The 13,828-nt window shown below is 44.3% G+C and carries 14 protein-coding genes and 1 tRNA gene; 6 read left to right on the top strand and 9 right to left on the bottom strand.

Translation table 11 applies throughout. The annotated features are described in order from the left end of the window. Genes LEP1GSC052_RS02865 through LEP1GSC052_RS02855 form a run of 3 tightly spaced genes read right to left on the bottom strand, consistent with a single transcriptional unit; the run spans position 1 to position 2,268 of the window. On the bottom strand, positions 1 to 960 hold the full coding sequence (locus LEP1GSC052_RS02865) for a retropepsin-like aspartic protease (protein WP_010574334.1): 960 nt from the start codon (positions 958 to 960) through the stop codon (positions 1 to 3). After that, positions 939 to 1,169 (bottom strand): hypothetical protein, encoded by a 231-nt coding sequence (locus LEP1GSC052_RS02860; protein ID WP_010574333.1) that lies wholly within the window; start codon positions 1,167 to 1,169, stop codon positions 939 to 941. Before LEP1GSC052_RS02860 ends, LEP1GSC052_RS02865 begins: the two co-directional genes overlap by 22 nt. A 40-nt stretch (positions 1,170 to 1,209) precedes the next feature. Beyond that, positions 1,210 to 2,268, bottom strand: coding sequence for a sensor domain-containing diguanylate cyclase (locus LEP1GSC052_RS02855; protein ID WP_040912794.1), 1,059 nt, complete (start codon positions 2,266 to 2,268; stop codon positions 1,210 to 1,212). A 196-nt stretch (positions 2,269 to 2,464) separates the two neighbouring features. Here LEP1GSC052_RS02855 and LEP1GSC052_RS02850 point away from each other — a divergent pair. Then, positions 2,465 to 2,537: transfer RNA gene (locus LEP1GSC052_RS02850), tRNA-Met, on the top strand. Between the two features lie 231 nt (positions 2,538 to 2,768). On the opposite strand, the gene proC is transcribed toward LEP1GSC052_RS02850, so the two are convergent. The 3 genes from proC to LEP1GSC052_RS02835 are packed head-to-tail and all read right to left on the bottom strand — an operon-like array spanning position 2,769 to position 4,933. Then, positions 2,769 to 3,542 (bottom strand): pyrroline-5-carboxylate reductase, encoded by a 774-nt coding sequence (gene proC, locus LEP1GSC052_RS02845; RefSeq protein WP_010574331.1) that lies wholly within the window; start codon positions 3,540 to 3,542, stop codon positions 2,769 to 2,771. Position 3,543: 1 nt separating this feature from the next. Then, entirely contained in the window at positions 3,544 to 4,212 is a 669-nt protein-coding gene (locus LEP1GSC052_RS02840; protein WP_020986032.1) for a YggS family pyridoxal phosphate-dependent enzyme, read from the bottom strand. A gap of 1 nt (position 4,213) precedes the next feature. Beyond that, on the bottom strand, positions 4,214 to 4,933 hold the full coding sequence (locus tag LEP1GSC052_RS02835; RefSeq protein WP_040912793.1) for a hypothetical protein: 720 nt from the start codon (positions 4,931 to 4,933) through the stop codon (positions 4,214 to 4,216). 69 nt (positions 4,934 to 5,002) lie between these two features. Here LEP1GSC052_RS02835 and LEP1GSC052_RS02830 point away from each other — a divergent pair, with 69 nt between their 5' ends. Beyond that, a complete protein-coding gene (locus tag LEP1GSC052_RS02830) occupies positions 5,003 to 5,773 on the top strand; it encodes a flagellar filament outer layer protein FlaA (protein ID WP_020985892.1) in 771 nt (256 codons plus the stop codon). On the opposite strand, the gene LEP1GSC052_RS02825 is transcribed toward LEP1GSC052_RS02830, so the two are convergent. Next, positions 5,745 to 6,362, bottom strand: coding sequence for an HAD-IA family hydrolase (locus LEP1GSC052_RS02825; RefSeq protein ID WP_010574329.1), 618 nt, complete (start codon positions 6,360 to 6,362; stop codon positions 5,745 to 5,747). The genes LEP1GSC052_RS02830 and LEP1GSC052_RS02825 overlap by 29 nt on opposite strands. Before the next feature lie 6 nt (positions 6,363 to 6,368). Here LEP1GSC052_RS02825 and LEP1GSC052_RS02820 point away from each other — a divergent pair, with 6 nt between their 5' ends. From LEP1GSC052_RS02820 to LEP1GSC052_RS02810, 3 genes are all read left to right on the top strand, one after another. Further along, entirely contained in the window at positions 6,369 to 7,628 is a 1,260-nt protein-coding gene (locus LEP1GSC052_RS02820) for a 3-deoxy-D-manno-octulosonic acid transferase (protein WP_010574328.1), read from the top strand. A 461-nt stretch (positions 7,629 to 8,089) separates the two neighbouring features. Next, positions 8,090 to 8,797 carry a DUF6614 family protein gene (locus LEP1GSC052_RS20670; RefSeq protein ID WP_010574327.1) on the top strand — a complete coding sequence of 236 codons (708 nt, stop codon included), beginning with the start codon at positions 8,090 to 8,092 and terminating at the stop codon, positions 8,795 to 8,797. Between the two features lie 307 nt (positions 8,798 to 9,104). After that, complete coding sequence (locus LEP1GSC052_RS02810; RefSeq protein WP_156892098.1) at positions 9,105 to 9,749, top strand: hypothetical protein; 645 nt, start codon at positions 9,105 to 9,107, stop codon at positions 9,747 to 9,749. A gap of 415 nt (positions 9,750 to 10,164) precedes the next feature. Here the strand turns inward: LEP1GSC052_RS02810 and LEP1GSC052_RS02800 are convergent, their stop codons facing one another. Then, positions 10,165 to 11,184 (bottom strand): hypothetical protein, encoded by a 1,020-nt coding sequence (locus LEP1GSC052_RS02800; protein WP_020986478.1) that lies wholly within the window; start codon positions 11,182 to 11,184, stop codon positions 10,165 to 10,167. A 255-nt stretch (positions 11,185 to 11,439) separates the two neighbouring features. On the opposite strand from LEP1GSC052_RS02800, the gene LEP1GSC052_RS21180 reads away from it, so the two are divergent. Continuing rightward, the gene (locus LEP1GSC052_RS21180) at positions 11,440 to 11,694 is read left to right on the top strand and encodes a hypothetical protein (RefSeq protein WP_010574322.1); all 255 of its coding nucleotides are present in this window, start codon (positions 11,440 to 11,442) and stop codon (positions 11,692 to 11,694) included. An 11-nt stretch (positions 11,695 to 11,705) separates the two neighbouring features. On the opposite strand, the gene LEP1GSC052_RS02795 is transcribed toward LEP1GSC052_RS21180, so the two are convergent. Continuing rightward, positions 11,706 to 13,823 carry a sodium-translocating pyrophosphatase gene (locus tag LEP1GSC052_RS02795; RefSeq protein WP_010574321.1) on the bottom strand — a complete coding sequence of 706 codons (2,118 nt, stop codon included), beginning with the start codon at positions 13,821 to 13,823 and terminating at the stop codon, positions 11,706 to 11,708. Positions 13,824 to 13,828: the final 5 nt, after the last annotated feature.

Raw genomic sequence — 13,828 nt, 5'->3', positions numbered from 1 at the left:
CTACTTCCCGCCGTCTTTCCCTACTATACCTATAAGACTCCGTTTCATGTCCAAAAGAATTCTATACTCGTTCAGCCAGTTTACCCCGAGAATTCCCTGAATCCGAACCCCGGTCGGGACACCGGAAAAATCCACCGGAAGACCCGAGGGGAGAATTTCCAAATCCTTCACACAGATAGACGTGGAAATCACGCAGAGTTTACGAACAAAACGGGTTCGAATATGGGTGATCTTCCCCTGAAAATTGATCACGGGAACGGTTCGGCTCCAGATCGTTTCTTCCACGACGTCGGGAATCGGACCGGGAAGTTCCAAAACGCTCGGATCGGCCCCGGTATCCAAAACCAAAACCGCCTTATCCTTGGTTCCGTAGTTGATTTCGAGAACCGGCAAACCGGAGAAGAATAAAAGCGGTCTCGTGTTCTGCGTAAGTCCGGGAAAATCGGTCATCATGGATTCGGCGAATTCTCCTCCGGAAGTTTCCAAAAAACGGATTCGAGTCGGATATTCTAATATTAGAATTTTCTCATACAACGCGTCCATTCCTATGATACCGTCCAGCTCCAGATTTCCGGAGAACGTATGCGAATGAACGGTCATGTCCTTAAAGATCGAGTAAGCACTGTGATACAACTGAACGGTTCTGATTCTTCGATACGAATCGTCTTTGCCGCCCGGATACGTCACTGCGATTCTGCGTTTGCTGTCTTGTTCGGTAAAAAACCGTTCGTCCAAAAAGGAGAATCTCGAACCGGTATCCACCAAAAAACGAAGCGGCTTCCCGTCGGGTGTTAAGGAAAGTTGAATAAACCGAAATCCGTTTCTTTCATAAAACGGAAGAATGATTTCGACTCCCCCGGAAACCGCGGTGATCTGCGCCTTCGAGGGAATCAAAGAACAGGAGAGAAAAAGAAAAACTAAAAAAGAATAAAGGATCCTCAGATAAGTTTTTTGATACATTTCTGATTGGAACATCGTGTGTAATCAATCACGCAGTCCCTGTATTGAATTCCCGTGACCGGATCTGCGGGTTTGTATTCTATGAAACACGAATACGGAGAAAAATCAAATTTTTCTTTCCCGAGAGCGCGATCCTGGATCCGTTTTGTGAGCTCGTTTTCTTCAAGCCCGCTTAGAGGAACTTGGTACAGCAGGAGATTCTTTTCCATACCGTACCCATCGGCAGATTTTCAAAAAAGAAAAGTTTTTCTAGTTCTCTTTAAAACAAATGGTTCGGTTTTTTCCGGAATGTTTGGCCTCGTAGAGGGCCTTATCCGCTCTTTCGATCAGATCCCGGTTGTTTTTATCCTTGGACCAAAACTCGGAGACTCCGACGGAAAGGGTGACTTTTAAGTCCGGTCCTCCGTTCGGATTTTTTACCGAACTCGCTTCCACGGCCTTGCGGATCTTTTCACCCATCTCATAACCTCTTTCGAGATCCGCCCCCGGCATTACGAGGCAGAATTCTTCCCCGCCGTATCTGGCCGGAGTATCGTGTTTGCCCGCGTTGCGAATGAGTTGTCTTGCGACTTCGATCAGAACCTGATCTCCCGCTTGGTGACCGTGGGTATCGTTGAACTTCTTAAAGTTATCCACGTCCGTAAAGAGAAGAGTCAGATGAGATTTTTTCTTTCTACATCGATCCATCTCTTCTTTGAGTTTGGTTTGGAAGTAATGATGCACTTTGAGCCCGGTCATCATATCGACCGTAGCGAGTTCGTAAAGACGGGAATTCTCCACCGCGATTCCAGCGAGAGTGGAAAGAGTCGTTAAGAAGTCTCGGTCCTCTTCTTGCACTTCGTTCATCGTCATCTTTTCGCCGAGAACGAGAAGTCCGTTCACCTTTCCCTTTGCGTTTAAGGGAATGATGAGATCGGCTCCGATTCCGCGGAGGAAGTCGACTTCGTTTACCGATCTTCCCATACTTTCTTCGATCTGATTTACGGTCATCGCCTTCATTCTCGTTTCCATAAACTGAATGAGCGCGGCGTCCGTTTTGATTCGGAAAGATTTTTCGTTTTCGGAAAGATCGAATCCTTTATAACTCGGATCGAGTTCGAAAAAATCGGAATCCGCTTCGGGGCTGACGTAGATCGCGGCCTGAAGAGTTTGTAACTGAGCGAGACAAATGTTTAAAATTGCATCCATTAGATATTTGTAATCTAATGTGGAATTAAGAGCCTTGCTGATTTCTAATAATTGCTTTTGATCATAGATTTTCTTTTCCAGATACTCTATCATCAAGGGATCATTTTCTTTACTGATCAAACGGTTGGTTCTCCGGTCTCTGTAGATACTAAGGGAGTTTTTTCCAATTTATGGCCGAGTTTGATTCGACGCTCTTTTTCATTCGAACTGATTCTCTATTAAGAGGTTATCAGACCAATTTTTCTTTAAAAATCAATTCTTTTTGTCGATTTATTCTTGCTTTCGAGGGTTCTTCACAAATACTGACCTTAGACACCGCGCGGTGGAGCAGCTGGTAGCTCGTTGGGCTCATAACCCAAAGGTCATAGGTTCGAATCCTGTCCGCGCTAGTGTTTTAATCCTTCCCTCTTTCTTTTCAAGATAAATTTTAAATCCAAGAGTTGTTTTCCCATATAACTTCGTATTATAAGAAGTTTGCTATCTTTTTTATTTTTAGAACATGAATATTTACTCGCAGATTTACGTTAACCTATTCTCGTTAGGCGGACTAATCACAAAGCACTATTTCAAATCTTGATTTTAGAATCCTCTTCTATAGAAAGAGACTCCGGATTTTCTTTTTAGCCACCCAATTCTTGAGAACGTTTTGTCGCGGCCTTTACCGCTTCCAATACCGCGTTGCTAAAACCGTTCTTTTCCAATTCCGCAAGACCGGCGATGGTCGTACCACCGGGTGACGTTACCTTATTCTTCCAAACCTCCGGATGTGTGGAGGGATCCTTTTTTCTTTCTTTACGAAGAAGTTCCGCGGCTCCGATCACGGTTTGTATACTTAGATCCAAAGATTCTTGATAACCCAAACCGGAAAGAACCCCTCCTTCCGCCAAGGCTTGGATGAACTTAAATACATAAGCCGGTCCCGATCCCGAAAGACCGGTTACCGCGTCGAGAAGCGATTCCGATGCGAGTTGTACGGAATGTCCCAAGGACTGAAAAATTTCGGATACGGTTTCATACAACGCCTGATCTCCGTAATATCCGATCGCTCCTTCGGATACGAGTAAGGGAAGATTGGGCATCACACGGACGACTTGAGATCCGGAAGGAAGATCCTTTCGAATCGCCTCCGTTCCGATTCCCGCCGCAACGGAAATAATTTTTTTAGGAGTTTGAATCCGTTTCAGAAGTTCGGAAACCTTTCCGGGTTTTACGCATACGATGACGACTTCGGATTTGGAAACGAATTCCTCCCAAGAGGATACGAGTTCTATTTTTTTGTTCGAGGTCATATAGGGATCGTATCCCAGCACTTGTGTCGGATAACGTTTCTTGAGGGAAAGATAAATCGCTCCTCCCATATTTCCGCAACCCGCGATTCCGATCGTTTGTTTCATATCAATTCCTTTCTCCAAAAATAGCACTCCCCACTCGTACGAAATCACTTCCCTCTTCGACCGCGATTTTATAATCTCCGGACATACCCATGGAAAGTTTTCCCTCGGGTATAAATTCTTTTCTGATTCGGTTCAGTTCCCGAAACACGTTTCTGGTTCCGATCGGATCTCCGTCGGACGGACCCATTACCATCAAACCTTCGAGTTTACAAAATGTGTTGGATAGACTTTCTTTTTTTTCGAGCGCGGCGATCAGTTCTTTTTTTTCAAAACCGTGTTTCGTATCTTCCAGGGTCAGATTGGCCTGAAGAAAATAGCGGATTTGTTTTTGTTCTTTTTCCGCGCGAAGAAGAAGTTCGTTTATGGTCGTGATCGAACCGACTCCGTGCGCGTACGAATAACCTAAGAATAACTTGCGCAAGGTTCCGCTTTGAACCGGTCCGATATGATGCAGAACCAGGGAAGAATTTTTTTCTCCGATCCAAGACGAGAATTTTTCAAGTCCTTCCTGAATTCGATTTTCTCCGAAATGAGAAACTCCGCCTTCGATCGCTTCCCTGACTTTTTCCAGGGGTTGAAATTTGGATACTGCGATGAGAACGGGAGGGTTTGCGGGTCTGAGTTTTTTTAACTCTTCGTTGATTTCTTGATAACGTTCCCGGATTTCCATGTCATTCTTTGGTTTTTAATTTTTCCATTTCCCGTTCCAATTTTTGAACCCTTTTTTCAAGACTTCGTTTATCGGATTTCCGGGTTTTGTGTTTTTTCTTCGTATGAGAAATTCCTAATTTTCTTTCGAGCCGATTCACCCTCGTTTCCAAAGAACGGATTCTTTTTCCGGTTTTTACCGAAGAATTCTTTTTCGTTCCCGATTTTTTACCCGAACTCATTCTGTGTTTTTTGGATTTGCGATCGGCTTTGGTTTCCCAATCTTCGCGCGAATCCTCGATCTTTCTTTTTTTCGGTTCCTCATCCTTGTAGACGTTGGTTTCGTCTTTGGGGGGATTCCATTTTTCTTCGGGAGTTTTTTCCTTCGGCGTTTTTTCGACGGAACTTTGGTGTTTCTCCTCGGGCCATTCTTCCTTAAGGGATTTGTTTTCCTTGGAAGTCGGATTTTCCTTTTCGTTTGCGGAGAATTCTCCGGAAGTCGGGCCTTTTTTTTCTTCGGTCGGAAGAGAATTGAGATCGTTGGGAGAAATCGGCGGCTCCGAATTCATTTCGGGACTTAGGATGACGCGGTCCGTTTTGGAGTTGCTCGAGACTTCTTCCCCTTCCTTCTTTTTTAAGAATCGGGAAATGTCTTCTCGAAACAGATAACTGTAAACGATCAGCGATCCTAAAAGTAAAACTAAGATTCCCGAAAGGAGAATTTTCAACTGGTCTCTTCTCATGTTTGCACCCGTTTAGAATATCGGTTTTTTCCTCTGTTTTTAAGTCTCATTTTCTCCGAATAGAATCCTGTGAGAGCCTTGTTTTACGTCCGAGTTTTGTCCGCGGTTTGTGTTTTGGCTTCCGCTTGGGGCTTTGTCGGATCTACGACGAACTTAAATTCCGCTCCCGTCAAACGGGACGAGGACGAAATCAGCCGGGTTCTGATTTTAGAAAAGATACTCTCGGACTGGAAGCAATACAATCTTTTTCTTGTGGACTCGTTCGACGGAGAAAGGCCCTGGGAAATTTACAGAGGGGTTTCTTTTTTAAACGAGATTCGGTTTAACGCGCTCGTTCCCGAAAACTCCGCCTTTCAAAAGGAAAGAGAATCGTATCCGACTCTTTCCCCGGCCAACGACTATCGTTCGATGATGATCCAGACTTTTTTTGAAAATCCGAAACACGCACATATTGTGATTCGTCCCAAGGAAAAGATCCGACTTCCGATCGGAACTCCGACAAGAATCTTTTTTTGGATGAATGCTTCTTCCCAAAACGCGAGGTTGGAATTGATTCTTCACCAACATAAATCCAAGGAGATCGTTTTGGATTTGGGGGATTTGAGTTTCGACGGTTGGAAAAGAATCGAAAAGAAATTGGAGATCCCGGATAGAAACGTTCGGTTAAACCGAAGTCTTCGTTATCCGTTCGAGATCGCGGAGATTCGATTGATCCCCGGTCCGTTTCAGAAAAAGGGAGAATTCGTTTTTTATCTGGATCGGATGGGAATTCTCGTGGATACGAGGGACGAAGCGTATCCCGGCGCCGAGATCAAAGATAATTGGGGTACTGGTTTTTAAAGAATTCTCTGAGCTCCGAAGGCGTTTTCGGATTAAACTGAAACGTATCCCAACCCATATATCCCGCCGCTTCCACGTTAGACGCGTTGTCGTCGATCAATACGTATCTCATTCCGGGGAAATCGGTTTGAATCCATTGGAAATATTCTTCCGCGGGTTTGCGGGCTCCGAGTTCGCAGGAAAAATAAAGCTGATCGAAGTGAGAAAATACCTCCTGCATTTCGGGAAATTTTTGGAGCTCCTGATACCATACCGAATAGTTGCTCGCGAGTACGAGTCTGTTTCCGTTCGCCTTGAGAAGTTTTACGATTTCGACCGTTTCACCGATCAATCGAACCTTGGTAAACATGAGTTCCTTGATTTTTCTCGGATCGGGTAAATCCCCGTTTCTATATTCGGGAAGATAGAATCTTTCGAAGAATTCCTCCTCTTCGATCCGACCCTTTTCGAATTCTATAAAGGCTTCTCTTTCCCTTCCCTGGATGAATTTTTCTCTCGATTCGCTAGGAAGTATTTTATAGAGTGCAGAATGAAAGGGATCCTTGATTAAGGTGTCCATCAGATCAAAAGCAAAAAGAACTCCGCTCATAAACCTATGATTTTTCTCTACCAAATCCTGACGATCTTTCTTCTCGTCTTTATCGTTCCGTTCGCTCTCTTATTTACGTCGGTAAGGCGTTTTTTCGGAAAACGTCGGGCGGATCGGAAAAGAATTCTTTCCAAACCCTTGGATCTTTCCGGAAAATATACGGTCTGGCTCCACGCCGCTTCCGTGGGAGAATTGGATCAATGCAGAGCCTTGGCCTTGGAATTTCGTAAGAACGATCCTTCCGCTTTTTTGATCCAATCCGTTTTTTCGGAGAGCGTTCGGGATTCCCAATTGGAAGCGTTTCCGGCGGACGAAACCTTTCGTCTTCCGATCGATACTCCGTTCGCATACGATTGGATCTTTTCGCATTTTCATCCGAAGATCGTCGTTTTGATGGCTTGGGACACTTGGCCGAATCTGATTTTGGCTTCTAAAAAATTCGGCGCCAAAGTCGTGTTAGGTTCCGCCGTGATCGGAAGTCGTAAGAACGGTTTTATGGGAAGATTGACCCGATCCGTGTTTCGATTTCTGGACGGAATTTATCCTTCTCACGAATCCTTTTATGATGCGTTTCGTTCTCTTGTTCCGAACAACGTTCCCGTAAAAGTCTTGGGCGATACGAGATTCGATACGGTTCTTAAAAAGATCGAAGACAACAAAAAAGAATTCAAAAGACCGAAGAATTATCCATATTCGAAAATTATACTATTCGCATCCACTTACGAACCTTGCGAAGAATTGATCGTGTCGCTTCATGCGCTTATCCGAAAAGAAAATCCGAATTTGTTAAACGAATTCGCGTTTTGGATTTTTCCGCACAAAACTTCTCCCGATCGGATCGTTTCCATAGAACACCGTCTTCAGGACGCGAAAATTTCCTATCAAACCTGGACTTCGACTCCTTTCGACCGGATGAACGCCCAGACGATCGTCTTTGACGTGTTAGGCGTTTTAGCTTTTGCGTATCAGGCCGCGGACTTCGCCTACGTGGGAGGAGCTCTTCACAATCGGGTTCACAACGTTTTGGAACCGGCGACTTTCGGCTTGCCTTTGATGACCGGTCCTAAGATTTCGAATTCTCCCGAGGCTACGATTTTAAAAAATACCGGCGGGCTTTTTATCGTTTCCGGAGCGGAAGATATATTCAAAATTTTGAATATTCCGGAAAAGGATTTAGAAACGATTCGGAAACGAAATCGAGAATTCGTTCAATCCGGTCGCGGTGCGGCGAAGCGACTGTTTGAGGAAATCCAGGGATTGTTGTAGGTGAATTTGGTCGGAGTTCCGACGATTTTTTCGAGAAGCGACTGCCCCACCCCGATTTTGGGTGGTGGGGTGCGGTGGCGGGAAGATTTCCGAATTTTCTCCATATCAGAAAATCATACGTTTTGCAAGTAAAATCCGCGTCCCCGAAAATGTAGGAACTCCCACCTTCTAAGCAAAACAAAGGCGCTACTGAATTTGAAGTAAGCCTCCACGAAACGCAAAGAAAAGTTCCGATAATTCATCGTATGTCATATATAGTGCATACACACTATTTAGAATATTCACACATTCTTTACAAAAGAAATTTAAACTCTTACTCGACTCTGTAAACAAATTGTAATTGAAGCAGAGTAAAATTTAGCGGTTGTTCCCCTGTCAATGAAGAACAAATAAAAATATTTTCTATCTCCGAGCGAAAACAAAAAGTAACCCATAAAATATGCGGAAAAAATGTATCACTTATGATTATTTATCATTTATGGGCAAATCTAAAACCGGGAATTCGTGATATCGATTTTGTTAAAAGCACTAGGGCATATTTATACCAATTAAAAAAACAATGGCTTGTCGAATCTTATAGAATTGCACGGTTAGTACGAAGAAAATCGGGATTAGGAAATCCTAAGTTTTTTGAATTCCTTGTCACCATAGAATTTCTTTCTTTAGAACAACTGGACCAAGCCTTTGAAAAATTTGCCTCGCGCTCCAATCCTACGAATTCGATCTATTTCGTTCTGGACTCTATGTTTTCGACCGTAAAATTTTCTCTGTATCAAGATGTTCAATATAAATTACAAGAAGCAATAGACATTCAAAATTATCGCGCTATCAAAACCTATTTGCCGTATCTGAGGTGCCCCGTCTGCGGGCTCTTGTCACGTTCGAATCTTGTCGGGGATTTAGAGGAATGGTTTTCTCACTTCCCTCAATTATCAAAAGGAGAAGTTGTTCCAGTAAAGTGCTTCGACTGCTTCTCTGAAATTAAAATGGGGGATCAAGTTGTAGAGCGCGAATCTACTTCAAATTTTGAGATTCCTTCGGAGAATGAAGCGGGCGAAGTCGTTGATCTATTAAATTCCAACAACGAAACGCTATTCATAGTTCAGTTCGTCGGAAGGGTAAAGGTATTGGCACGCGCAAAGATTCGCAAGGTCTTCGGGACGCCCTAATCGTATCATTTACATTCTTTATAATCTTTTGCAAGAGACGCTTTGAAGCCGCAGTTGTCTTCAGACAATCGAAACCTCCTCCGGGTCGAGAAAAATATTCATTCTACGGACGAACTCGTGTTCCTCTCGGAAATTTGGATTCGAATTTTTTTCTAAGACTTTGAATTGATCCGAAAATCTAAAATTTATTTCCTAAATTCAGTTTTCCAGTCTAAGAAATGAAATTCAGGAATACAAAAAAATGAAGAAGTTAATCCCATTCTTAATTTTAATTAAATCATTTTCAATGTACGGGGAAACTAAAAAGGTGCGATTTTTTGGAACTGCAACGGATCTAAATTCGGGAAAAATTCTTTATTACGATCATCACGAAGAAGTTTGGGAAAATGGAAACCATTCCTATTCAATAATCCAATACAAGGACCCGAATGGAAAAGTCTTTGCAAAAAAGAAAATCGAATTTTCCAAAAATAATATGATTCCGGATTTTCAATTGGACGATCTGCGCGACGGTTACTTGGAGGGAGGCTCTTTTTTAAAAACGGGAACCGCACGACTATTTGCTCGAAGGTCCTTCGAAAAACCTTTGGAAGAAAAGTTAGTTTCATTTTCGGAGCCGGCATCGATGGACGGGGGTTTCGATTATTTTATTAAAGTCTATTGGGATGCACTTTTAGAAGGCAAAACGATTCGTTTTCGCTTTTTAGTCCCCGTAGAAAAGGACTCCTTTGCTTTTTCCGTTTCCAAAACCAAAATTGGAGATTACAAAGGCAAACCTGCCCTTTTTTTGAGGATGAAAATCGACAACGCACTCTTTTCCGTTTTCGTGAAGCCGATCGACATGGTCTACGATATGGATTCGAAAAGAATTATGGAATACAGAGGGACTTCAAACATAAACAACGAACAAGGAAAAAGTCTCAACGTGAAAATTGTATACGATTTTCGATAATGTCCACTTTCTATAAAGATTTCCTTCGGTTTCAGTCCAAAGGAATCGTTTCAGGAGGACTTCTGTTTTTTTCAGGATTCTTCTACAATCGTATTGAGAAATATTCAAAGACAAAAATCTACGATAATTTAAAAGATCTTAAGATACGTTTTCAATCCAACGCCGGTTCCCATAAATTATTACCGCTATTTTAACACGGAGAAATACGATCAGTAACAGAGGAATAAAAACCTTTCCAGGTCCCTTTTGTATTATATCTAGGATCCCGATTCCAATAAGATGCTGCGCCCAATTCAAATCGGTGCGAAGAAATTTTATCTCTTGAGACTCATTCGCTTCCCTTCCCTATTTTTAAGAGCGTATATTTCAGTCACGAAACCCGCGCAGGTTGAGCTTATCATTCAGATCAAAATCATCATTCAATCCCGTCCCCTTCAATTCTTCGTTTCAAAATTCTTAAAATGGAATTTTGAATGTCCCTCATCAAAAAATCCCCCCAAAGGGAGGCGTAAAAGTTAAAATGAGTGGAAAGACGGTATTTACTCCTCAAGTGCAAAACTACGTTTTCTTTTTTGTTATCTTTTAGAATTTTATTATATTCTAATTCGTATTCTCCCTGCAACGCGTCGAAATAAATCCCGCCGGGAACGACATGCGGATCTAAGGTTGTCAAAGGAGTCAGATTCGGATCGGCTTGGATTTCGAACTTCAGCTTGCGCCCGGGATTCCATTCGGTGATCGTTTCGTAAAAGACCAATCCTTTCTCGAACTTGGCTTCTCGAACGCCTCCGATTCCTTCGTGAGAAAGAGTCGCTTCGACCGGTCTTGGAAATCCCATCGTATAAAAAAATCCGTCTTCCGTTTTTTCGAGCTCCGGTATTCTTACGATGTTCTTCCAAATTTTTTCCGGAGTCGATTCGATCGAAATCTTTGTTTCCACAAAACGAATTTCATTCGGCAAATCCCAAAACGTTTCAAAGTAACCGGTCACAAGAGGAAGAGAAAGTATTCCGAACGCGGCGAGCAGATTCATTCTATTTTCTGGAAAGATGTAAAACCAAATCGCGACCGCGATTCCGCCTAAGCTCGATAAGACGAGATAAATCGGAAGCCCCATAATGAGACAAATCATTCCTTCGAAATTCACCAAAAGCGCAAAGAGCATAGATACGATCGTCGGCAACCAAGGAAAGAAGATATGAAAGAAAACGGAACGCGGTTTCGTCTTTTCCGCGCTATAACACGAGATTACTCCGATCAAAAAGGGAAGAATAAAAATTCCTCCGTAAGTCATTCCGAGCCCGAGTTCCTTTAAGGATTCGATTCGAAAACAATACTGCACGGCGATCGCGTACAAAACGGAAATCACGACGGGGATCAAAAAAGAACGAAGAATCATATCGTTGAAGGTGATCGTTCTTTTGGGAAACTGCAAGAAAAAAGCGTTTTCACATTTTGTCGGAGTTCCGACGAAATTTTTCGGAATCGCGCCCCACCCTGATTTCGGGTGGTGGGATGACGAGCGATCCATAGAGAGCGAGTCGCTGAGTTGAGGTGGCGGGAAAAATCACGAATTCCCTTTAACAGAAAATTCCGCTTTCGTAAACCAAAATAAATCTTCACAAATTCCGTCGGAACTCCGACAAAATTCCGATCATTGTTGCCTCGCTTACTACGAAGCGCCCGCCACGTGAGCGATCGAACGGAAATACTGCAATGCGCCATCCTTGCTTCAAAAAACGCTCCTACTTCAACAAAACAAAATGGCGCTTTGCAGATTGGAGCGAGAGCGCGACCCGGCGACAAACTCTCAAAAGCCTATCGCTTAAAAACAAGACGTTCGCTGAAACGTTCCGATCCTTCGCCGGGGCACGCCCAAATTAAAAAAGGCCCTTCCCGCGTGAGCGAAAAGAGCCTCCTTGTTTCTTACTTTATGAAGTTCTAATTTAGAAAATCTTAATGTTGAAACAATCTTATCAAAAGTCCGCCTTGTTGAACGAAAAATTCCGCAAACACGAGACTTGTAATCGCCATCAATTTGATGAGAATGTTGATCGACGGTCCGGAAGTATCCTTGAACGGATCTCCCACGGTATCGCCTACGACGGCCGCCTTGTGTTGATCCGAACCTTTTCCACCGGCTTTTTTCTCGATGTATTTCTTCGCGTTGTCCCAACCTCCGCCGGAGTTTGCCGCGGAAATCGCAAGAACAACACCCGCAACCAAAGCGCCCGCAAGAACACCCGCGAGAGTTTTCACTCCGAAAAGATATCCAACGAGGATCGGAGTCAAAAGAACCAGAAGTCCCGGAAGAATCATTTCACGAAGAGCCGCAGTCGTGGAAATATCCACACAACGTTTGTAATCCGGTTTGTTCTTTCCTTCCATGATGCCCGGGATCTCGCGGAATTGTTTACGAACCTCTTCGACCATATCCACGGCCGCCTTACCTACGGACTTCATAGTCATCGCGGTAAAGAGGAAAGGCAACATCGCTCCGAACATCAATCCACCGAACACTTCCGCGTTCAGAATTTCGAGGCTGGTCGTATGCGTTCTTGTGATAAACGCCGCAAAAAGCGCAAGAGAAGTCAGAGCCGCGGAACCGATCGCAAAACCTTTTCCGATCGCGGCGGTCGTGTTTCCCGCGGCGTCCAAAGTATCGGTTCTATCACGAACTTCTTTTCCGAGTTCCGCCATCTCAGCGATCCCGCCCGCGTTATCCGAAACAGGACCGTAGGCGTCGATCGTCAGACCGATCGCGATCGTGGAAATCATACCGAGAGCCGCGATCGCGATTCCATACATTCCCGCGAGAAGATTCGCGGTTACGATGGTTATCACAAGCAAGATCACGGGAATCACGGAAGAATGATATCCGAGAGCCAATCCGTAGATGATGTTGGTCGCCGCACCTGTGTTCGATGCTTCGGCAACTTCTCTTACGGGTTTGTAAGAATGAGAAGTATAATATTCTGTTACGATCCCGATGAACATTCCCGAGAAAAGACCAACGATCATGGAGATATAAACGTCCCATTTCGTGATCGTCTTTCCTGCGATTTCAAAGGAATCCACCATGAATGTGTTCGTTACGAAATACATGATTCCCGCAACGAGAAGAGTGGAAACCCAAAGCTGAACTTTGAGAGCGGATTCTACGTTTCCGCCTTCCTTCACTCTTGCAAGAAAGCTCGTCAAAAGAGAAGCAGGAATTCCGAACGCAGAAATGAGAAGCGGATACAAAAGAGCGTCCACGGAACCGGAAAGCGCCGATGCGGTCGCACCGATCACAAGGGCCGCGCAAGTCGCTTCCGCACAAGAACCGAAAAGATCGGCTCCCATACCGGCTACGTCGCCCACGTTGTCTCCCACGTTATCCGCGATGGTAGCGGGGTTTCTCGGATCATCTTCCGGAATTCCCTTTTCCACTTTACCGACTAAATCGGCTCCGACGTCCGCGGCCTTTGTATAAATCCCGCCGCCTACGCGACCGAAAAGAGCCACAGCGGAACCGCCCAGACCGAAACCGGCCAAGGATTCCATAAGAAAGTGTTTTTCAACGTTCGGGTGCATTCCCGTAAAAAGAAGAAAAAGAACGATCATCCCGAGAATCGCAAGACCCACGAGACCGAATCCCATCACCGCTCCGGAGTCGAACGCAACGCGGAACGCTTTCGACATGGAAGTCTTAGCGGCTTCCGCGGTTCTTACGTTTCCTGCGGTCGCAATTTTCATTCCGATAAAACCGGAAAGACAGGAGATCAAAGCTCCCGAAACGAACGCAATCGCGGTGTGAACTCCATCGTTGAACCCTTCCGATCCCGGATTGTCCAAGAGAAGAACGATCAGGACGGCCATAAAGGCGATGAAAAGGGAAATTACTTTGTATTCCCGGACGAGGAAGGCCATAGCTCCTTCGGAGATGGCGGAAGATATTTCTAAAAGTTTTTTCGTTTCTTTTTCGTTACTACCCGGGGCGCCAACTTGGATGCGGACGACCTTCAGGGTATACACTACGGCAGTAACGATCGCCAAAATAGACATGGCGATAATAATCGTAACTGAATTCATTCAGT

The sequence above is a fragment of the Leptospira kmetyi serovar Malaysia str. Bejo-Iso9 genome, assembly GCF_000243735.2.
In the GTDB taxonomy this organism is placed as follows: domain Bacteria; phylum Spirochaetota; class Leptospiria; order Leptospirales; family Leptospiraceae; genus Leptospira; species Leptospira kmetyi.
The sequence above is the reverse complement of the archived record's forward strand: the minus strand, read 5'-3'. Positions and strand labels throughout refer to the sequence as shown.

What these genes read in the sequence shown, in the direction of transcription:
- LEP1GSC052_RS02795 (WP_010574321.1), bottom strand. Translation starts at nt 13,823, where the DNA reads ATGAATTCAGTTACGATTATTATCGCCATGTCTATTTTGGCGATCGTT.
- LEP1GSC052_RS02835 (WP_040912793.1), bottom strand. Translation starts at nt 4,933, where the DNA reads ATGAGAAGAGACCAGTTGAAAATTCTCCTTTCGGGAATCTTAGTTTTA.
- LEP1GSC052_RS02860 (WP_010574333.1), bottom strand. Translation starts at nt 1,169, where the DNA reads ATGGAAAAGAATCTCCTGCTGTACCAAGTTCCTCTAAGCGGGCTTGAA.
- LEP1GSC052_RS02840 (WP_020986032.1), bottom strand. Translation starts at nt 4,212, where the DNA reads ATGGAAATCCGGGAACGTTATCAAGAAATCAACGAAGAGTTAAAAAAA.
- LEP1GSC052_RS02825 (WP_010574329.1), bottom strand. Translation starts at nt 6,362, where the DNA reads ATGAGCGGAGTTCTTTTTGCTTTTGATCTGATGGACACCTTAATCAAG.
- LEP1GSC052_RS02820 (WP_010574328.1), top strand. Translation starts at nt 6,369, where the DNA reads ATGATTTTTCTCTACCAAATCCTGACGATCTTTCTTCTCGTCTTTATC.
- LEP1GSC052_RS20670 (WP_010574327.1), top strand. Translation starts at nt 8,090, where the DNA reads ATGATTATTTATCATTTATGGGCAAATCTAAAACCGGGAATTCGTGAT.
- proC (WP_010574331.1), bottom strand. Translation starts at nt 3,542, where the DNA reads ATGAAACAAACGATCGGAATCGCGGGTTGCGGAAATATGGGAGGAGCG.
- LEP1GSC052_RS02865 (WP_010574334.1), bottom strand. Translation starts at nt 960, where the DNA reads ATGTATCAAAAAACTTATCTGAGGATCCTTTATTCTTTTTTAGTTTTT.